Here is a 16,805-nt window from a genome sequence, read left to right as displayed (position 1 = left end):
AGATGTTGGATCATGGCCAGGGAGAAGCAGAAGGACACCTCGTTCGAGGGTAAGGTTGTTCTCGTAACGGGCGCGGCGGGCGGCATCGGACGCGCTGCCGCAGTGGCATTCGGGCGCGCGGGCGCCTGCGTGGTGGTGGCCGATACGTCGGTCGACGGCGGGCATGCGACGGCGGCGATGATCGTCGAAAATGGCGGCAAGGCGCTGTTCGTGCAGTGCAACGTGACGCGTGCGGCGGAAGTCGAAGCGCTGGTTGACAAGACGGTGGCGTATTACGGCAAGCTCGATTGCGCGTTCAACAATGCGGGGATCGAAGAAGAGCACCTGCCGCTGGCGGACGCCGACGAGGCGCTGTTCGACCGCATCATGAACGTCAACGTCAAAGGCACCTGGCTTTGCATGAAGTACGAAATTCGCCAGATGCTCAAGCAGGGCAGCGGCTCGATCGTGAACACGGCGTCGGTGGCCGGCCTGGTGGGCGCGCCGACGCAGCCGATCTACGCGGCCAGCAAGCACGCGGTGGTCGGCATGACCAAGACCGCCGCGGCCGAGTATGCGCGCGAGGGGATTCGCATCAACAGCGTGTGCCCGGGCGTGGTCAATACCCCGATGATGGGCCGCGCGCTGGAACGCGAACCGCTGCGCGAGAAAAAGCTGCGCAATGTGCATCCGATGGGCCGCTTCGCCGAGCCGGTCGAGATTGCGAATGCGGCGATGTGGCTGTGTTCCGAACAGAGTTCGTTCGTGACCGGGCATCAGCTGGCGGTTGATGGCGGCTTGACGGCGATTTAAGCAATCCTATGGCTTCGCGACGGGTGAAACCGGCCAGCCTTAGTCCGTGATGATCGTTGGAAAGTTGCGCCGCGCAGTCGCTGGCCTTCTGGCGGCTGCTTCCAGCCGGGCGCGCGATTCGGCGCTGACGCGTGGGATTTCTTGGAGAGAAACAGAAAAAATTCGCCCGGCAGTCTCTGTTGACTGAGGCTTTTGCTGGATCGATTCAGCGTTGACTGGCTTGGTCACGGTCCTCTCCAAGATCTGGCGGCAGGTGTGCTTTTCATTGTATCGAATCGGTCCGTGCGAGCACGCACGACAAATCATCTGTAGTGATTTGGGAGCCAGATTATGCGTTGAATGTCCGGGGTTACAACTACGCCGTACTCAACTCCGCCACAAAATCATACATATCCCCCCTGAAGTACGAGCGGCAAAACTCCACCGCCCGGCCATCCCTCAAGAACGCCAGCCGTTCCACGCACAATCCCGCATCGCCTTCCTTCGACTGCAGCAGCTTGGCCTGCTCCGCGTTGAGCAGTAGCGCCGATAAGCGTTGCAGCGCGCGCGTGGGCCGGTTGCCGGCCGCTTCCAGCGCCTCGTACATCGACACGCCCACCACATCGAGCGACGGCAAACACGATGCCACGATGGTCGCGTACTCCAGGCACATCGGCAGTTCGTCCGCGTAGCGAATCCGGTTGAAGCGGTACACCGGCGCCCCCGGCGACAGGCGCAGGCGCAGGGCTTCTTCGGGCGTCACCGTGCCCTCCGAACGCTTGAGCCACACGCTGCGCGGCGTGCGTCCGCGTGCCCGCATGTCTTCCGAAAACGAGGTCAGCTTGGCGAAATTCTTCTCGATCCGGGTATTGATGAAGTTGCCCGAGCCGGGCCGCTTGACCAGTAAACCCTCGCTCACCAGCCCATCGATCGCCTTGCGCACCGTGATGCGCGAGATCGACAGGTCGAGCGCCAGCTGGCGTTCGGCCGGCAAGGCTTCGTCCGGGCCGAACAGGCGCTGGTCGATCGCTTCGCGCAAGGCGCGCTGCAATTGCTGGTACAGCGGCTGGGAGCTGGTCTGCGCCAGCGTCTGCATGATCTGGGCGAGCGATGTCATACCAATGGCGCTTTCTTTTGTAAGGATGGGACCACTTTTCCCGGTCTTTGGCGCAAATCCGCCACATCATGCAGTTGTCGTATTTGCATATAACGATAATACCAAAAAAAGACCGCTGTAATACCCCTCCCTCTCACAACTACGCCAAATTCGCCACGGATGACCAGACCACTTGGCCAATTTCCCAGTCCACCCCTGTATTAGCGAAACAACATATGAAAAAAATCACTTAACTGGTAGTGTTCTGGTATTAAAGAGGAGTATATTGGCGTTAGATTGGTTTTAGACGTGGTGGTACCCGTAGCACATAAAAAGTCGTTGTTAAAAATGAACTGGCTTACTCACGGAGCCAACATCAAGGGGGAAGTAATGAAGCGCAATCAGTCAGTAGTGAATAAGAACGCAGAGCGTCCTGTATCGACCAGCCTGACGCCGGTAGCGTCGGCGGCAGCTATTCTGGTGTTGAGCATCGCGATGTCGGCCCAGGCGCAAGCCCAGGCCCAGGCCGCGACCGTGCCGGCCGTGGACCCGGACGCGAAGACCGAAGTGGTGGTCGTCACCGGTATCCGCGCGGCCATGCAGCAGTCGCTGAACCAGAAGCGCAATTCGGACACGATGGTCGAAGTCATTACTGCTGAAGACGTGGGCAAGATGCCCGACAAGAACGTCGCCGACTCCCTGCAACGCCTGCCGGGCGTGAGCGTGGCCGCCGCCGGCGGCTCGGAAGGCAGCTTCGGCGAGAACGACCGCGTGGCCCTGCGCGGCACCCCGTTCGGCCTGACCCTCACCACCCTCAACAGCCACACCGTCTCGAGCGGCGACTGGTTTGCCGATAACATCATCGGCGGTGGCCGCAGCGTCAGCTTCTCCCTGTTCCCGTCCGAACTGATCGGCCGCGTGACGGTGCACAAAGGTTCGCAGGCCAACCTGCTCGAAGGCGGCGCGGTCGGTGTGGTGGACATCGAAACGCGCAAACCGCTGGACTTCAAGAAGGGCATCAGCGCACAGGTCAGCCTGGGCGCCGTGAATTCGCAAAACTCGGGCAAGAACGATGGCCAGTTCAACGGCCTGGTGAACTGGAAGAACGAGGCCGGCAACCTGGCCGTGATGGTCCAGGGCTTCCATGAAAAACGTACCCTGAGCCGGGTCGGCCAGGAAAACGGCCTCTGGTACGATCCGGTCGACGCCGGCTCGTCCATCGACAAGGGCGTGCCTGGTTCCTCGACCGCCATCAAGACCGATCCGGTCAAGGGCGCCAAGGCCAACTACCTGGGCGGCACCGCCTGGTTCGAGCAGGAGCGCACGCGCAAGGGCGGCCTGGTCGACGTGCAGTTCAAGCCGACCAGCGACATCTCGCTCGACCTTTCCGTGTTCCGTTCGCACCTCGACGCACCGAACATCAACCACAATTTCATGCAGTCGCTGGGCCGTTTCCTGGCGCCGAACTGGGCGGCCAAGGGTTTTCCGGCGGGTAACGTGAGCGGTACTGTCAACAACGGCGTGCTGACCCAGCTGACCGGCACCGTGCCGGCCAACTGCGGCGCGGTCTGCGGCACCATGTCGAGCGCGGTGCAGGAAGAATTCAGCCGTCCGGTCGCCGAGAGCCAATCCAAGTTCGTCAATCTGGACGGCAAATGGCGCGTCAACGACAAGCTGACCCTGGCCGGCAAGGTCGGCTCGACCAAAGGCCTGGGCAATACCAAAAGCGGCGCGCTGGGCGTCTGGATGCCGTACACCGGCGGCAGCTACACCATGAATGGCGTGGACAAGGCAGTCACCTACGTGATTCCGGGTGCCGACAAATTCTCGATCGGCGGCGGCCCTGACGGCACCGGCAATGTGCCTTATACCTACGGTTCGCACGTGACCGCGATCGACAAGGAAGTCTACGGCCAGATTGACGGCACCTACAAACTCGACCTGGCCAGCGTGCAGTCGATCCAGTTCGGCGTGCGCGGTGCGGAGCACAAGCGCGACCTGACCGCCATCGGCATCAACGCCTTGCCGAGCCTGAGTTTGGTCAGCAACCTGCCGATGAGCGGCCTGACCTCGTTCCCGACCGAGTTCAACGACCTCGACGCCAATGGCGCCGGCTGGTGGACGTTCTCGCGCGAAGCCGTCAACAACTGGCTGAGCACCCATGCCAAGTACGAAGGCCACTTGAAGCAAAACGAATTCAAGATCAAGGAGCCGACCCGTTCGGCCTACGTGATGGCGAACTTCGGCGCCGACGGCATTTCGGGCAATATCGGCGTGCGCGTGGTGCACACCAAGGAAGAAGTCGAACGCAACGAGATCGCGCCGAGCGGCACGTTCGAGCCGCGCCTGTACACCAATACCTACCTCGACTTCCTGCCAAGCGCAAACTTCCGCATGGACCTGTCGAAGAACCTGGTGGCGCGCTTTTCGACCAGCCGCACCATGGCGCGTCCGGAACTGGGCCAGATGGCCGGTACCGACCTGCTCGACGTGCAGGGCACCGGCAAAGCGGGCAATCCGAACCTGCGTCCAATCCGCGCCAATAACTTCGACCTGGGCGTGGAGTGGTATTTTGCCGAGAAGTCGCTGCTGGCGGCCGGCGCGTTCTACTCGGCGCTGGACGGCTACGTGACCTACGGTTCGGGCACGGCAACCTTCTACAACCAGCTGCAGAAGAAGAACACCGAGTACAAGATCGACACCCCGCTCAACACCACGGCGGAAGTGAAGGGCCTGGAGTTCTCGTATCAGCAGGCGCTGCCGGCAGGCTTTGGCGTGAATGCGAATTACACCTACACCCTGGGTAAAGAAACCGGCAAGGCGCCGGGTTCGATGTGCGGCGCGCTCACGTATGCCGATTGCACCCTGATCGGAACGTCCAAGAACGCCTATAACGTCGGCGCTTTCTATGAGCAGAACAAGATCAGCGCGCGTTTGACGTATAGCTGGCGCTCGGGCTTCCTCAATGGCACGAGCCGCAGTTCGGCCTCGTACCAGGCCTCGGTGGGATCGCTGTCGGCATCGCTGGCGTACCAGATCAACGAGAACTTCAGCGTCACGCTCGATGGCAAGGACCTGAACAATCCGTTGGTGCGTTCGGTGATTCATACCGCCGGCGCGATGGATGTGCCGGGTTCCCTGTACAAGAACGGCCGCCAGATCTACCTGGCGCTGCACGGCAAATACTAAGCCGATGATGGAGGGACTTCGGTCCCTTTGATAAATAACGGGACGCTTGTGCGTCCCGTTTTTTTTGAGAGCTCTTTGTGCTGGATCCTTCCCGGACTGCCTTGGAGAAACGATACCGCGATCTGCGGCAGGTTGCGCGGCAGGCGGTGATGGAGGAGTTCTCTGGAAAGACCTATGCCAGGGTGATAACGAGGCGGTAAGATTACTGGTCTCAAGAAATTTTTGCCCGTATCAGTGGGGCGAGATGGGAGCGGACATGAAGAAACATACACGTGACGGTCATGTGGAGGAGGGTGTTTCCGACACGCCGGTTCCACGGCGAAGCAAGGTGGCGATCTGCGAGCCAGCGGGTGGTATCGTCATGCGAATACGAACGAAAACGTTATCTTTGGTCTTTCACGCATTGCATCGGAAACCATGAAATTTACCGACGACATGGCAGCAGCTTTTCCAAAGCGAAATCCACTGCCGGACGTGCTGCGGCAAGCCCTGGAATTCATAGAAGAACACGGTTGCGTCCGGACGCGCCCCGATGGGAGCCGCTACATGACGGTGTATCCGGCGCCTGAATATGACGACATGACCCACCTTGCCTTCCACGTGCCGGACCCTTCTGATACCGCCGGCTGGACCCACTGTAATGATCCCGAGGTGAACGACCGCCTGGTGATATTCCTGAGAACCGGCGGCGATGGATCCTGGGCCGGGCTTTGGCTGGACGACGATGGGCAGCAGCGGATCGTGCATTTGGGCTCCGGGTCCGGGTCGGTGATGCTTTGTGTGCTGACAGACAACATGGAAGACCTGTTACGCCTGCTGGCAATCGGCTACGCGGATCTCTGTTGGCCCGACAACTTCGAGCGAACGCCCGACGACATATTCCAAGAGGAAAGCGACGACAATGACGAGTACACTCCGCCGCCCCTGCTGTTTCAAGAATATGTCGAAGCGACGCTCGGACTGAGCATTCCCGCACGGGCATCGGAGATTGTTTCAAGTACTGTCGGTATGCACGAGGAGGAATCGGACGACCCGTTCTGGAACTGGATCAAGGGTCTTCAGCGGTGGTGAAGGGCTGCCGTGTGCGTGTGAACGCGTGGCTGGTTGTCAGGCTGAGGCCTTGGCGCACGATCCGGATTCATACCTGAATGGGCCCGCTGCTCAACCAACGCTACAGGCAGCAGATTTGCTAAACGAACTATATCCGGAAGCCCACTTCGCGTTGGTGCCTGATGGATAGGATATGAATGACATCATGCTGCGCAGCGTAGTTATACAGTGCGATATAGCCACTCTTCCCTTGTGAAATGACCAGTTCGTGCAATCCCGTCTCGGCTGGCCGTCCAACGAAAGGATGACGGCCGAGAATGCTGATGGCTTCGTCAATCAGGTCGAGTGTACCCAACGCATCTGAATTTCTCGTCAAGAGAAAGTGGCTTATATGGTCAAGATCGGCAACAGCGCGATTTGTGTAGCTTACTTTCGCCATGGCTTGGCCTTGGGCCTGGCTGTATCAGGATTGGTAAGGCGCTCTCGCAGATACTTGCGCACGTCGTCAGCATCGTAGCCCAACCCGGTTTCAAGCGTTTCTGCGAGCGCGGCTTGGGCCTGGGCAACGAACTCCGCTCGCTGCTCAGCCGCATCTGTCGCTTGGCTGATCGCACCGACCATGAACGCATGTGTGCTGATTCCCAATTCGTCGGCTACCGCCACGGCACGCTCTTTGAGCTCTGAAGATAGTTTTAGTGAGGTGGTTGACATGATCAAAAAACTCCTTAAAAGGTGCTACTAGGGTAACACCTTTGTGCCTGGGGTGTAAACGCTTGGACCTAGAGGCTGGGTACAAAGTTTAGAAGGGGACAACATGCATTTGGTTCATCAAACATTCATCCTGTTTGACTGCGATTAATCTACCTGCGCCAACGAAAAAGGGCGGGCCCGGCTTGCGCCGGAACCCGCCCGTTCATACAGCCATGCCGTGAATTACTTGGCCACTGGCGCTGCTGCCGGGGCCGCTGCCGCTGCCGTATCGGCAGGACGCTTCAACCACATCACCCAGTAACGCGCCAGGTCGCCGATGCCATCGGTGCCCTTGATGCCCTCGAAGGTCTTGATCGCATCGTCCTTGCGGCCGGCCTTGGCCAGCGCCATGCCCAGCTTGAGCTTGGCTTCTTCAGGACGCTTCAGGCCGCCTTTGGCGATGCCTTTTTCGATCAGGTCGACACCCTTGTCGAACTCGTCCATGGTCGAATACGCGTAACCCAGGTTGACCAGGCCGGTGCCGTCTTTCAGTTTCGATGCGCTCGCTTCGCCCGACGCGATGTTCTTGACGTCGTCGGCGGCATTCTTGTTGGCGCGCTCGCGCAGCGACTTGTGCTTGGCGGCGTTGGCGCCAGTGCCCAGCACATTGGCCGCGAAACCGGCGTCAACCGCCTTTTTCGCTTCGATCGGGAAACCGGCCAGCAGTGCCAGTTCAGCCATCTCGACGTACTGTTCCGCTTCCATCTGCTTGAGCACGGTGGTCTCGAGACGGTACGCGTCCAGTTGCAGCTTGCTGTTGAAGCTGGTCTTGCCGTACATGCGGTGCAGCAGGTCGGCCCACAGTTCTTCGGTCGGATACGAGGCCACCAGCTTCTCGACGGTGGCGGTGTAGGTTGCCATGTCCTTCTGCTTGCCGGCGATGGTGGCCAGCAGGCGCAGGTCGTCCGCAGGCGGCACTTTGCCGGCTTTTTCGGACTCGGCCAGCATGGCCATCACTTCGGTCTTGGCCGCAGGGAAGTCATTGTTCAGATAGTAGGCACGCACGATCGAGCCGCGCACGCGGGTTGGCGAGCCGCCGTCGCTGATGTAGCGCTTCATCCATTCAATCGCCTTCGGATAGTTCTTGGCGTTGAACTGCATGTTGCCCATCGCCAGGATGAATTCCGGCTTGTCGGCCGCCGGCGTGCTTGGCGAGTTGATGATCGCTTCAAGCGAACTCATTGCCAGGGCATCGTTGCCGCTGGCTGAGGCCAAGGCGAACTTCATGCGTTCGATGACGTAGGTCTCGTACGGGGTGCGGTTGGCAAAGGCTTCGGCAGCGGTGACTTTTTCCTGGACTTCGGCAAATTTCTTGCCGTCGATCAAGCCCTTGATCATGCCCGGTTCGAGCAGTTTGTACAGATCCGGACGAACGGTGTCGGGTTTGGTCGGAGCGGCGCTGGTCGCAGGCGTAGCCGGGGCGGTTTGTGCGCTGGCGCTGGTCATCAGCGCGGGGGCGGCGTTGAGGCCAATGGCGGCCAAGATCAGGCTGATACGAGCGAGACGAAACTGGGACATGGAAAATCCTTCAATCAAAGACATAAAGACAGCCTGACGCTATAACGCATCAGAGCGCCGAACCGTGGACACGCGACCTGCATACGCGACATCCGGCTCAGGGGGAGCCGGGTGCGAATTTCGGACGAAGCGCATATTGTTACATAAACTCTATCTTTGCACGCCAATTTCCGTGCGGACCGCTTCATGCACGGGCAAACGCGCGTCCGCCGGCGTCGAAAAGATGGCAGTGCGCGGGCGGCAACTGCACCGCAATGCGCTCGCCCGCGCGCAGCATGGCGCCTTGCGGCTGGCGCAGCGCAATCAGGGCCGGGTCGCCCGGCATGCTGGCGTAGACGATGGTCTGGTCGCCCAGGTACTCCACGTGGCCGACCGTGGCGGCCACGGTATTGGCCTGCTGCGCCGCTTCCGGCAACACCGCCATGTGTTCGGCGCGCACGCCCAGCGTGAGCTTGTCGCCGATGGTGGCGGCGCTGCCGTCGGCATCGACGTCGACCAGGGTGCCGTCGGCCAGGCGCACGCGCACGCCGATGGCGCCGATATGCGCCACTTCGGCAGCGATGAAGTTCATCTTCGGCGCACCGAGAAAGCCCGCCACGAACAGGTTGCCCGGGTTGTTATACAGCTCGTAGGGCGTGCCCACCTGTTCGATGCGCCCGCCGTTGATGACCACAATGCGCTCGCCCAGGGTCATCGCCTCGACCTGGTCGTGGGTCACGTAGATCATGGTGGTCTTGAGTTCCTTGTGCAGGCGCGACAGTTCCACCCGCATCTGCACGCGCAGGCTGGCGTCGAGGTTCGAGAGCGGTTCGTCGAACAGGAACACCTCGGGTTTGCGCACGATGGCGCGTCCGATCGCCACGCGCTGGCGCTGCCCGCCCGACAGCTCCTTGGGGCGGCGCTGCAGCAGGTGCGTAATCTGCAAAATCCCGGCGGCGCGCCCGACCTGGGCCTTGAGCTCCTCGCCCTTGTGGCCGGCCAGCTTGAGCGCGAACGCCATGTTCTCGAACACCGTCATGTGCGGATACAGCGCGTACGACTGGAACACCATGGCCAGCCCGCGCCTGGCCGGCGCCACATCGTTGGCCAGCAGGCCGCCGATATGCAGTTCGCCCGCGCTGATTTCTTCCAGCCCGGCGATCATGCGCAGCAGGGTCGACTTGCCGCAGCCGGACGGCCCCACGAAGACCACGAATTCGCCATCGGCGATGGCCAGGTCGATGCCGTGGATGATGGTCTGCTTGTCGTCGTAGCGCTTGACGACGCCCTTGAGGGTGACGGCGGCCATGTCAGTTCGCCGTCGATGGCCGGGCGGCCGCCAGGTCGGCCTGCTGGCGTCCGCTCGCGCTCATCGGAATGATCTGCGACAGGATCGCCACCGGCACCGCGGCGGCCAGCACCCACAGGAAGAAGTTGTGGTAGCCGAGCGCGATCTGGATGTCGCCGCTGACCCACTTGAACAGCGAAAAACCGAGCTGCATGATCCCGGTGGCAAACGCATAGTGCGCGGTCTGGTATTTGCCCGGCGCGACCACCTGCATCATGTACAGGATCAGGCCCACGAAACCGAAGCCATAGCCGAACATCTCCACCGCCAGCGCCGCGCCGATCAGGGTCAGGTCGGTCGGCAGGGTGGTCGACAAGAAGTAGAACACCAGGTTGGGCAGGTTCACCGCCAGGATCAGCACCAGGATGGCGCGCTTGAGGCCCAGCCACGAGGTGAAGTAGCCGCCGGCGATGCTGCCGATGACGAAAGCGACGGTGCCGGCCGTGCCGTACACGGCGCCCACTTCGATCGTCGTCAATCCCAGCCCGCCCAGGTTGCGCGCCTCGCGCAGGAACAGCGGGCCGATGGTCTGTACCTGCGCTTCGCCGGCGCGGAACAGAATGATGAACAGGACCGAGACCCAGATCCCGGGCTTCTTGAAGAAGTCGATGATGACTTCCTTGAGCGTGCGCGCGATCGCGCTTGCGGTGATGTCGGCGCTGACCGGATTTTTCGCCAGCGGCAGCGCCCAGCCGTTGTACAGGCCGAGCGTGACCATCATCAGCGCCAGGATGCAGAACACGATGGTCCAGGCCGAGGTGACGCCCATGGTCTTTTCAAAATACCCGGCCAGTAGCAGCAGGCCGCCGGACGAGATGAAGCGCCCGGCGTTGAAAAAGGTGCCGGTCCAGCCGGCGTAGGCTGCCTGCTCTTTTGGCGTCAGGCTGGAGATATACAGGCCGTCGCAGGCCACGTCGTGGGTAGCCGATGAAATGGCGACCAGGGTGAGCATCACCACGCAGGCGGCGAACCAGAACGGCATGTGCAGGGCGAGGGCCACCAGGCCGAGGCAGGCGCCGCCGATCAGCTGGAAGCTGACCACGATGATCTTTTTGCTGCTCGCCAGTTCCAGAAAAGGACTCCAGAGCGGCTTGAAGATCCAGGCCGACATGATGGCGGCGGTCCAGTGGGCGATGTCGTCGTTGGCCACGCCCATGCTCTTGAACATCTGGCCGGCCACCATCGCCACCGCGAAGAAGGGCAGGCCCTGCGCCAGGTACAAGCTGGGGACCCAGGCCAGTGGGCTGCGTTCTTTTTTCGTTGTTTTAGTCAGTTCCATCGACATCCTTGAGTGGGTTACTTCACTGCGCCGTCCATGCCGCGCATGAAGAAGCGCTGCGTGAACAGAAAGGCGGCCAGCGTGGGCAGGATCGTCAGCACGGTGCCGGCGGCGATCACGCGGGTGCTGCTGCCGAAGGTGCCGCGCAAATACAGCACGCCCACCGACAGCGGAAATTCATCGGGTTTGCTCATCACGATCGACGGCCAGATGTACTCGTTCCAGGCTTCGACCGCCGTCAAAATGCCGACCGTGGCCAGCCACGGGGCGATCAAGGGCAGCATGATCTTGCTAAAGATGATCCACTCCGAGGCGCCATCGACGCGGGCGGCGTCGATCAGGTCTTGCGGCACTTCCTCGAAGGCCTGCTTGAGCAGCAAAATGGCGACGGCGGTGACCACGTTCGGCAGAATCACGCCGGTATAGGTGTCCACCAGCGACAGCTTGGTGACGGTGATGAAGTTCACCAGAAAATTGACTTCGGACGGCAGCACCAGCGTGGCGAGGATGATCCCGAACACCAGTTTACGGCCACGGAACTGCATGCGCGCGAGCGGGTACGCCGCCAGCGAACACAGTGCCAGCTTCCAGAACACGGTGCACACCGCGATCAGCACCGAGTTCTTGAAGAACGCCAGGATGGGAATCGCGCGGAACACCTCGGCAAAGTTTTCCAGCGACGGCTTGCGCGGCCAGAAGGTGGGCGGGAAGGCGAACACATTGCCTTCGGTCGACATGGCGGTCACCAGGGTCCACCAGAACGGGAACACGCACACCACCGCGAGCAAGCACAGGATCAGGTAATGGCCGAACGTGGCCAGCGGACGGGCGCGCATCAGCGGTGCTTCGGCTTGAGGTAGCGCAGGCACACCAGCGCAATGCCGATGCAGATGCTCGATACCACCAGGCTGGCGGCCAGCGCGCGCGGCAGCTTGAGGTGCTTGAGGCCCTGGTCGTAGGCGTAATACAGCGCCGTGAAGGTCGAATTCATCGGCCCGCCCTGGGTCAGTACGTCGACTTCCTGGTAAGCCTTGAGCGCGGCCAGCACCGACAGGATGGTGCACACCGCAATCGTGGGCCTGAGCATCGGCACGGTGATTTTCCAGAACTGCTGCCAGCGGTTGGCGCCGTCGAGCATCGCGGCTTCCTGCATGTCCGCCGGGATCGATTGCAGCGCCGCCAGGTACATCACCATGTACCAGCCAAGCCCGCGCCAGAGCGTCACGAACATGACCGCGAACAGGGCCAGCGTGTCGTCGGTCAGCCAGCCGATCGGCGCGTTGGCGAGGCGCAGCTGCATGAACACGTAATTGAGCGTGCCCTGTTCGTGGAACATGAAGCCCCACATGATGCCCACCACCGACACCGTGGTCACCACCGGCACGTAAAAGGCGGCGCGGAACCAGCGGATGCCGGGCAGCTGGTTATTGACCAGCACCGCCAGCGCGACCGCGCCGATCTGCACGAAGGGCACCATCACCAAAAACAGCAGCGAATTTTTCAGGCCCGTGACGAACATCTCGTTATCGAAAATGTAGCGGAAGTTGTCCAGTCCGACGAACGAGGTTGGCCGGATCAGCGAGTAGTCGGTGAACGCGAGGAAGGAGCCGTAAGCGACCGGCCAGAACGAAAACACGGCCAGCAGCACCAGGGCCGGTGCCAGGAACATCCATGCCTGCAAGGTGTGGCGCCGTGTACTCATTAATGCAGCCTCTGTTTGGACAGCTTCTTGTTCCAGATCGCGACCGCCTGGTCGAGCGCTTGTTGTACATCCTGCTTGCCGGTGACGCCGGCTTCAACCGCCTTGACCAGCGAGCGGCGCAATTCGTCGTAGTCGTCGATGCCGGCCACGTACAGGGTGTGCGAATGCGCCATCGAACGCGCGCCCGCTGCCACCGCTTTTTCGGCCGCGCCGGCGTTGGCGGGCAGCGCCAGGAAATACGGATCGGCGGCCGCCTTGACGGTGGTCGGGAACACGCTGGCCTGCCTGGCAAAGGCGAGCTGGTTGGCGTCGCTGGTCAGGTACAGCGCAAATTTGCCGACTGCGGGCAGCAGCTTGGCATCGACGCCCTTGGGGATCGCAAAGTGAATCAGCCAGCCGCCGTCGGCGATGCCGGTGGGGCCGAGCGGCGCCGGCGCCACGCCGGTAATCGCGTAGATGTCTTTTGCGTCGCCCTGGATGCGTTTCAGTGCGGTCGGCGGCGCGAGCAGCATGCCGAGGCGGCCGCCCTTGTAGGCGTCGATCACGGCCGGGAAGTTATCTTCGGCGAACAGGCTTTCTTTCAGCAGCCCGCCGGCCTTGTAGGTGGCCGCGAGTTTCTGCACCAGCGCCACGTGCTGCGCCGAATTGAACACCGCCTTGCCATCCTTGATGACGGCCAGGCCCTGCCACATGAACAGGCCATCGATTTTCGACAGCGCCGGGGCGATGCCGGCCTTGCCGGTGCGCGCCGCGATCTGGCGCGCAAACGCCAGCTGTTCATCGAAGCTTTGCGGACCGCGCGTCAAGCCCGCATCCTTGAAAATCACCTGGTTGTAGGCGATCACGGCGACGTTGCTGTACATCGGGAAGCCGTAGGTCTTGCCCTTGAAGCGCAGGTCTTCCAGGGTGCTGGGGATGTAGCTGGATTTGGACGCGCCGAGCAGGGCGTCGACGGGCGTGAGCAGCTCGTCGCGCGCGTATTCGTCGGCCCAGGGCACGTTCAGGTTGACCAGCGCCGGCGGCGTGCCGGCCACGATGCGGGTGACCAGCTTGGTCTGGATGACGTCCCATGGAAAATCGATCCATTCGATCTTCACGCCCGGATTGGCCGCCTCGTAATTGCGCGCCACCGATTCGAAGAAGGGCGTGAACTTGGGCTTCATGCTGAAGGTCCAGAATTCGATCTTCGTTTCGGCGGCGGCTGCGGATGCCGCCAGGCCAAATGCCATCAATGCCGTCAGGAGTGTCTTGATCTTCATCGATGGCGGGGGAGGGTCAGTTGGTCTTGGTGACTTTGCTGAGATGGCGCGGACGGTCCGGGTCCATGCCGCGCGCTTTCGACAGCTGCGCCGCCATCACATAGAAGGCTTGCACGGCGACGATCGGGTCCAGGTCCGGGGTGGCGGCGGTGGGCAGGGTCAGGTCGCGCTCCGCTACGTCCGCGGGTGCGGCCAGCAGCACGCGCGCGCCGCGGGTGCGCATTTCGGCCGCCAGTGCAATCAGGCCGGCCTGGGTCGGTCCGCGCGTGGCGAAAATGAGCAGCGGATAACCGTCTTCGATCAGCGCCATCGGGCCGTGCTTGATTTCGGCGCCGCTGAAGGCTTCGGCCTGCAAGGCCGAGGTTTCCTTGAATTTGAGCGCCGATTCGAGCGCGATCGGAAAACTGATGCCGCGTCCGACCACCATGATGTTGCGCGCCGGCGTAAGCACCTCCAGCGCCGGCGACCAGTCCACTTCCGTGGCGCGGCGCAGCGCATCGGGCAGGGCGGCCAGGCCTTCGGTCAGTTCCGGGTCGTTCTGCCATTGCGCTACCAGGCGCGCACCGGCCACCAGGCTGGTGATGAAGCTCTTGGTGGCGGCCACGCTTTGCTCTTTACCGGCGCGCAGCGGCATGGCCCATTCGGCGGCGGCGGCCAGGGGCGAATCGATATCGTTGACCAGCGCGATGGTGGTGGCGCCGCCGTCGCGGAAGTAGCGGATCGGTTCGACCACGTCCGGGCTCTGGCCCGATTGCGAAATGGCGATGGTGAGCGTGTCGCGCGTGACCAGCGGCGACTTGTACAAGGTCACCAGCGACATCGGCAGGGACGCGACGATGCGCCCCATGCGCGCCATGATCAGGTAGGCGCAGTAGTTGGCGGCGTGGTCGGAACTGCCGCGCGCCACCGTCAGCGCGGTGTTGAAGGTGGTGGTCCTCAGCTTGCGGCCCAGCTCCGCGTAGCGTTCGACGTCGTTTTCCAGCTGCAGGGCGACGCAGTCGGCGGCGGACAGGGCTTCTTTAAGCATCAGTGAGGTCACACTTTTCTCCTTCGATATAGACAGCTTTGATTTTCAAATCGCGGTCCAGCACCACCATGTCGGCAAAGGCGCCGGTCGCCAGGCGTCCGCGTTCGGTTTCGCCGAGGTAGTCGGCGGCATAGGTGGAGACCCGGTGCGACGCGTCTTCCAGCGTCAGGCCCAGGCTGACCAGGTTGCGCAGCGCCTGGTCCATGGTGAGCGTGCTGCCGGCCAGGGTGCCGTCGGGCAGGCGCACGCCGCCCATGCATTTCTGCACGCTGTGGCGGCCAAGCTTGTAGTCGCCGTCGGGCATGCCGGTGGCGGCGGTGGAATCGGTGACGCAGTACAGATGCGGAATCGAACGCAGGGCCACCTTGATGGCACCCGGGTGCACGTGCAGCAGGTCGGGAATCAGTTCGGCGTACTGCGCATGCGCCAGCGCCGCGCCGACCATGCCCGGCTCGCGGTGGTGCAGGCCGCTCATGGCGTTGAACAGGTGCGTGAAACCGGCCGCCCCATGCTCGAGCGCGGCCACGCCATCTTCGTACGATCCGAGCGTGTGCCCGATCTGCACGCGGATGCCGGCGTTACTCAGTTCCCTGACTAAATTGAGGTGGCCGGCGATTTCTGGCGCCACGGTAATGAGGCGCATCGGCGCCAGGGTGCCCAGCTGCTGCACTTCGGCCAGGGTGGCGGCGCGCGCGTAATTGGGTTGGGCTCCCAGCTTGCCGGAATTGATATACGGGCCTTCCAGGTGCACGCCGAGCACGCGCGCGGCGCCCGGCCGGCGCGCCGCGCAGGCCGCCCCGATGGCTTTGAGCGCGGCCGTGATTTCGTGCGGCGGCGCCGTCATGGTGGTGGCCAGCAGGCTGGTGGTGCCGTGCTTGGCATGCATGGCGGCGATGATGTGCGGCGCGTCGCCGGCCTCCATGATGTCCTTGCCGCCGCCGCCGTGTACGTGCAGGTCGATGAAGCCGGGGATGACATAGTCGTCGCCGTTGACCGACGGGTCGACCGCGCCGCCGATGATGTTGGTGATGCGTTCGCCGAAGCTGACCGCGCCGTTGACCCAGCCGCTGCTGGTCAGGATGTTGCCCTTGATTGCATCGCTCATCGGCGCGACTCCGCTACAAATTCATAATAATCGCTGCGGCAGAACGAGTGGGTCAGTTCCACCGCCGCGCCGCTGTCCAGGTAACTTACGCGGGTAATGTGCAGCATCGCCGCACCCGGCGCCAGGCCGGCCAGGCGCGCCTGCTCCGCATTGGCGTTGACGGCGCGGATATGCTGCAGCGCGCGCATCGGAATCGCGCCGCGTGCTTCAAGGTAGCCGTACAGCGAATCGGTCACGCCGTGCGGGTCGGGCATGTGGATCGCCGGGATGGTGGTCGTTTCGATCGCCATGACCACATCGTCGGCGGTGCGCAGGCGGCGCAGGCGCGCCACCGGCATGTTGGGCGAGAGCCCGAGCGAGAGCAGTTCCAGGGGAGCGGCCACGCCGATTTCGCGTTCCAGCCAGCGCGAGCCGGCGGTAAAGCCACGCTGGCTCAGTTCTTCCGAAAAGCTGGTCAGGCGCGAGAGCGGCTGTTCCAGCTTGGGCGTGATGTAGGTGCCGGACCCGCGCCGGCGCGTCAGCATGCCGCGCTCGCACAGCATGTCGATGGCTTTGCGCGCGGTCACGCGCGAGATGTCGAGCATGTCCGAGAGCATGCGCTCGGACGGCAATGCTTCGTTGGCGCGCCAGTCGCCGCTGGTGATGCCGGCCGATAGCTTGTTCGCCAGCTGCATGTAGAGCGGGGTGACGCTGTCGGCGTCGGGCTTGAAATCGCTGAGCTGCGCAAGCATG

16 protein-coding genes are annotated in these 16,805 nt (G+C 62.5%); 3 read left to right on the top strand and 13 right to left on the bottom strand.

What is annotated here, in order from left to right; genetic code table 11:
* Positions 1 to 12 precede the first annotated feature (12 nt).
* Positions 13 to 792 (top strand): SDR family oxidoreductase, encoded by a 780-nt coding sequence (locus F1609_RS13730; RefSeq protein WP_167076973.1) that lies wholly within the window; start codon positions 13 to 15, stop codon positions 790 to 792.
* Between the two features lie 39 nt (positions 793 to 831).
* Here the strand turns inward: F1609_RS13730 and F1609_RS13725 are convergent, their stop codons facing one another.
* Positions 832 to 1,020, bottom strand: a complete 189-nt coding sequence (locus tag F1609_RS13725; protein ID WP_167076972.1) for a hypothetical protein — start codon at positions 1,018 to 1,020, stop codon at positions 832 to 834.
* Positions 1,021 to 1,147: 127 nt separating this feature from the next.
* Entirely contained in the window at positions 1,148 to 1,888 is a 741-nt protein-coding gene (locus F1609_RS13720; RefSeq protein ID WP_167076971.1) for a GntR family transcriptional regulator, read from the bottom strand.
* A 390-nt stretch (positions 1,889 to 2,278) separates the two neighbouring features.
* Between F1609_RS13720 and F1609_RS13715 the strand changes: the two genes are divergently transcribed.
* Positions 2,279 to 5,056, top strand: a complete 2,778-nt coding sequence (locus tag F1609_RS13715; RefSeq protein WP_167076970.1) for a TonB-dependent receptor — start codon at positions 2,279 to 2,281, stop codon at positions 5,054 to 5,056.
* A 417-nt stretch (positions 5,057 to 5,473) separates the two neighbouring features.
* Entirely contained in the window at positions 5,474 to 6,127 is a 654-nt protein-coding gene (locus F1609_RS13710; RefSeq protein ID WP_167076969.1) for a hypothetical protein, read from the top strand.
* Positions 6,128 to 6,254: 127 nt separating this feature from the next.
* Here the strand turns inward: F1609_RS13710 and F1609_RS13705 are convergent, their stop codons facing one another.
* The 11 genes from F1609_RS13705 to F1609_RS13655 all read right to left on the bottom strand — a co-directional run bounded on the left by F1609_RS13705 (position 6,255) and on the right by F1609_RS13655 (position 16,804).
* Positions 6,255 to 6,545 (bottom strand): type II toxin-antitoxin system RelE/ParE family toxin, encoded by a 291-nt coding sequence (locus tag F1609_RS13705; protein ID WP_167076968.1) that lies wholly within the window; start codon positions 6,543 to 6,545, stop codon positions 6,255 to 6,257.
* A complete protein-coding gene (locus F1609_RS13700; protein ID WP_167076967.1) occupies positions 6,533 to 6,817 on the bottom strand; it encodes a hypothetical protein in 285 nt (94 codons plus the stop codon). Before F1609_RS13700 ends, F1609_RS13705 begins: the two co-directional genes overlap by 13 nt.
* Before the next feature lie 222 nt (positions 6,818 to 7,039).
* Positions 7,040 to 8,374, bottom strand: coding sequence for a tetratricopeptide repeat protein (locus F1609_RS13695; RefSeq protein ID WP_167076966.1), 1,335 nt, complete (start codon positions 8,372 to 8,374; stop codon positions 7,040 to 7,042).
* Positions 8,375 to 8,558: 184 nt separating this feature from the next.
* Positions 8,559 to 9,662: an ABC transporter ATP-binding protein gene (locus tag F1609_RS13690; RefSeq protein ID WP_167076965.1), complete on the bottom strand. Its 1,104-nt coding sequence runs from the start codon at positions 9,660 to 9,662 to the stop codon at positions 8,559 to 8,561.
* A 1-nt stretch (position 9,663) separates the two neighbouring features.
* A complete protein-coding gene (locus F1609_RS13685) occupies positions 9,664 to 10,980 on the bottom strand; it encodes an MFS transporter (RefSeq protein WP_167076964.1) in 1,317 nt (438 codons plus the stop codon).
* 17 nt (positions 10,981 to 10,997) lie between these two features.
* A complete protein-coding gene (locus F1609_RS13680) occupies positions 10,998 to 11,816 on the bottom strand; it encodes a carbohydrate ABC transporter permease (protein WP_167076963.1) in 819 nt (272 codons plus the stop codon).
* Positions 11,816 to 12,682, bottom strand: coding sequence for a carbohydrate ABC transporter permease (locus F1609_RS13675; protein WP_167076962.1), 867 nt, complete (start codon positions 12,680 to 12,682; stop codon positions 11,816 to 11,818). The genes F1609_RS13680 and F1609_RS13675 overlap by 1 nt, the downstream gene beginning before the upstream one ends.
* Positions 12,682 to 13,911 carry an ABC transporter substrate-binding protein gene (locus F1609_RS13670; RefSeq protein ID WP_229421873.1) on the bottom strand — a complete coding sequence of 410 codons (1,230 nt, stop codon included), beginning with the start codon at positions 13,909 to 13,911 and terminating at the stop codon, positions 12,682 to 12,684. The genes F1609_RS13675 and F1609_RS13670 overlap by 1 nt, the downstream gene beginning before the upstream one ends.
* Positions 13,912 to 13,957: 46 nt before the next feature.
* Positions 13,958 to 14,968, bottom strand: coding sequence for an SIS domain-containing protein (locus tag F1609_RS13665; protein WP_187363022.1), 1,011 nt, complete (start codon positions 14,966 to 14,968; stop codon positions 13,958 to 13,960).
* Complete coding sequence (gene nagA / locus F1609_RS13660) at positions 14,961 to 16,073, bottom strand: N-acetylglucosamine-6-phosphate deacetylase (protein ID WP_167076960.1); 1,113 nt, start codon at positions 16,071 to 16,073, stop codon at positions 14,961 to 14,963. Before nagA ends, F1609_RS13665 begins: the two co-directional genes overlap by 8 nt.
* On the bottom strand, positions 16,070 to 16,804 hold the full coding sequence (locus F1609_RS13655; RefSeq protein WP_166874143.1) for a GntR family transcriptional regulator: 735 nt from the start codon (positions 16,802 to 16,804) through the stop codon (positions 16,070 to 16,072). Before F1609_RS13655 ends, nagA begins: the two co-directional genes overlap by 4 nt.
* Between the last annotated feature and the right edge of the window lies 1 nt (position 16,805).

Origin of the sequence: Massilia aquatica (assembly GCF_011682045.1) — a bacterium.
Classification (GTDB): domain Bacteria; phylum Pseudomonadota; class Gammaproteobacteria; order Burkholderiales; family Burkholderiaceae_D; genus Telluria_A; species Telluria_A aquatica.
Note: the sequence above shows the minus strand (reverse complement) of the source record. Positions and strands in the feature narration are given on the sequence as shown.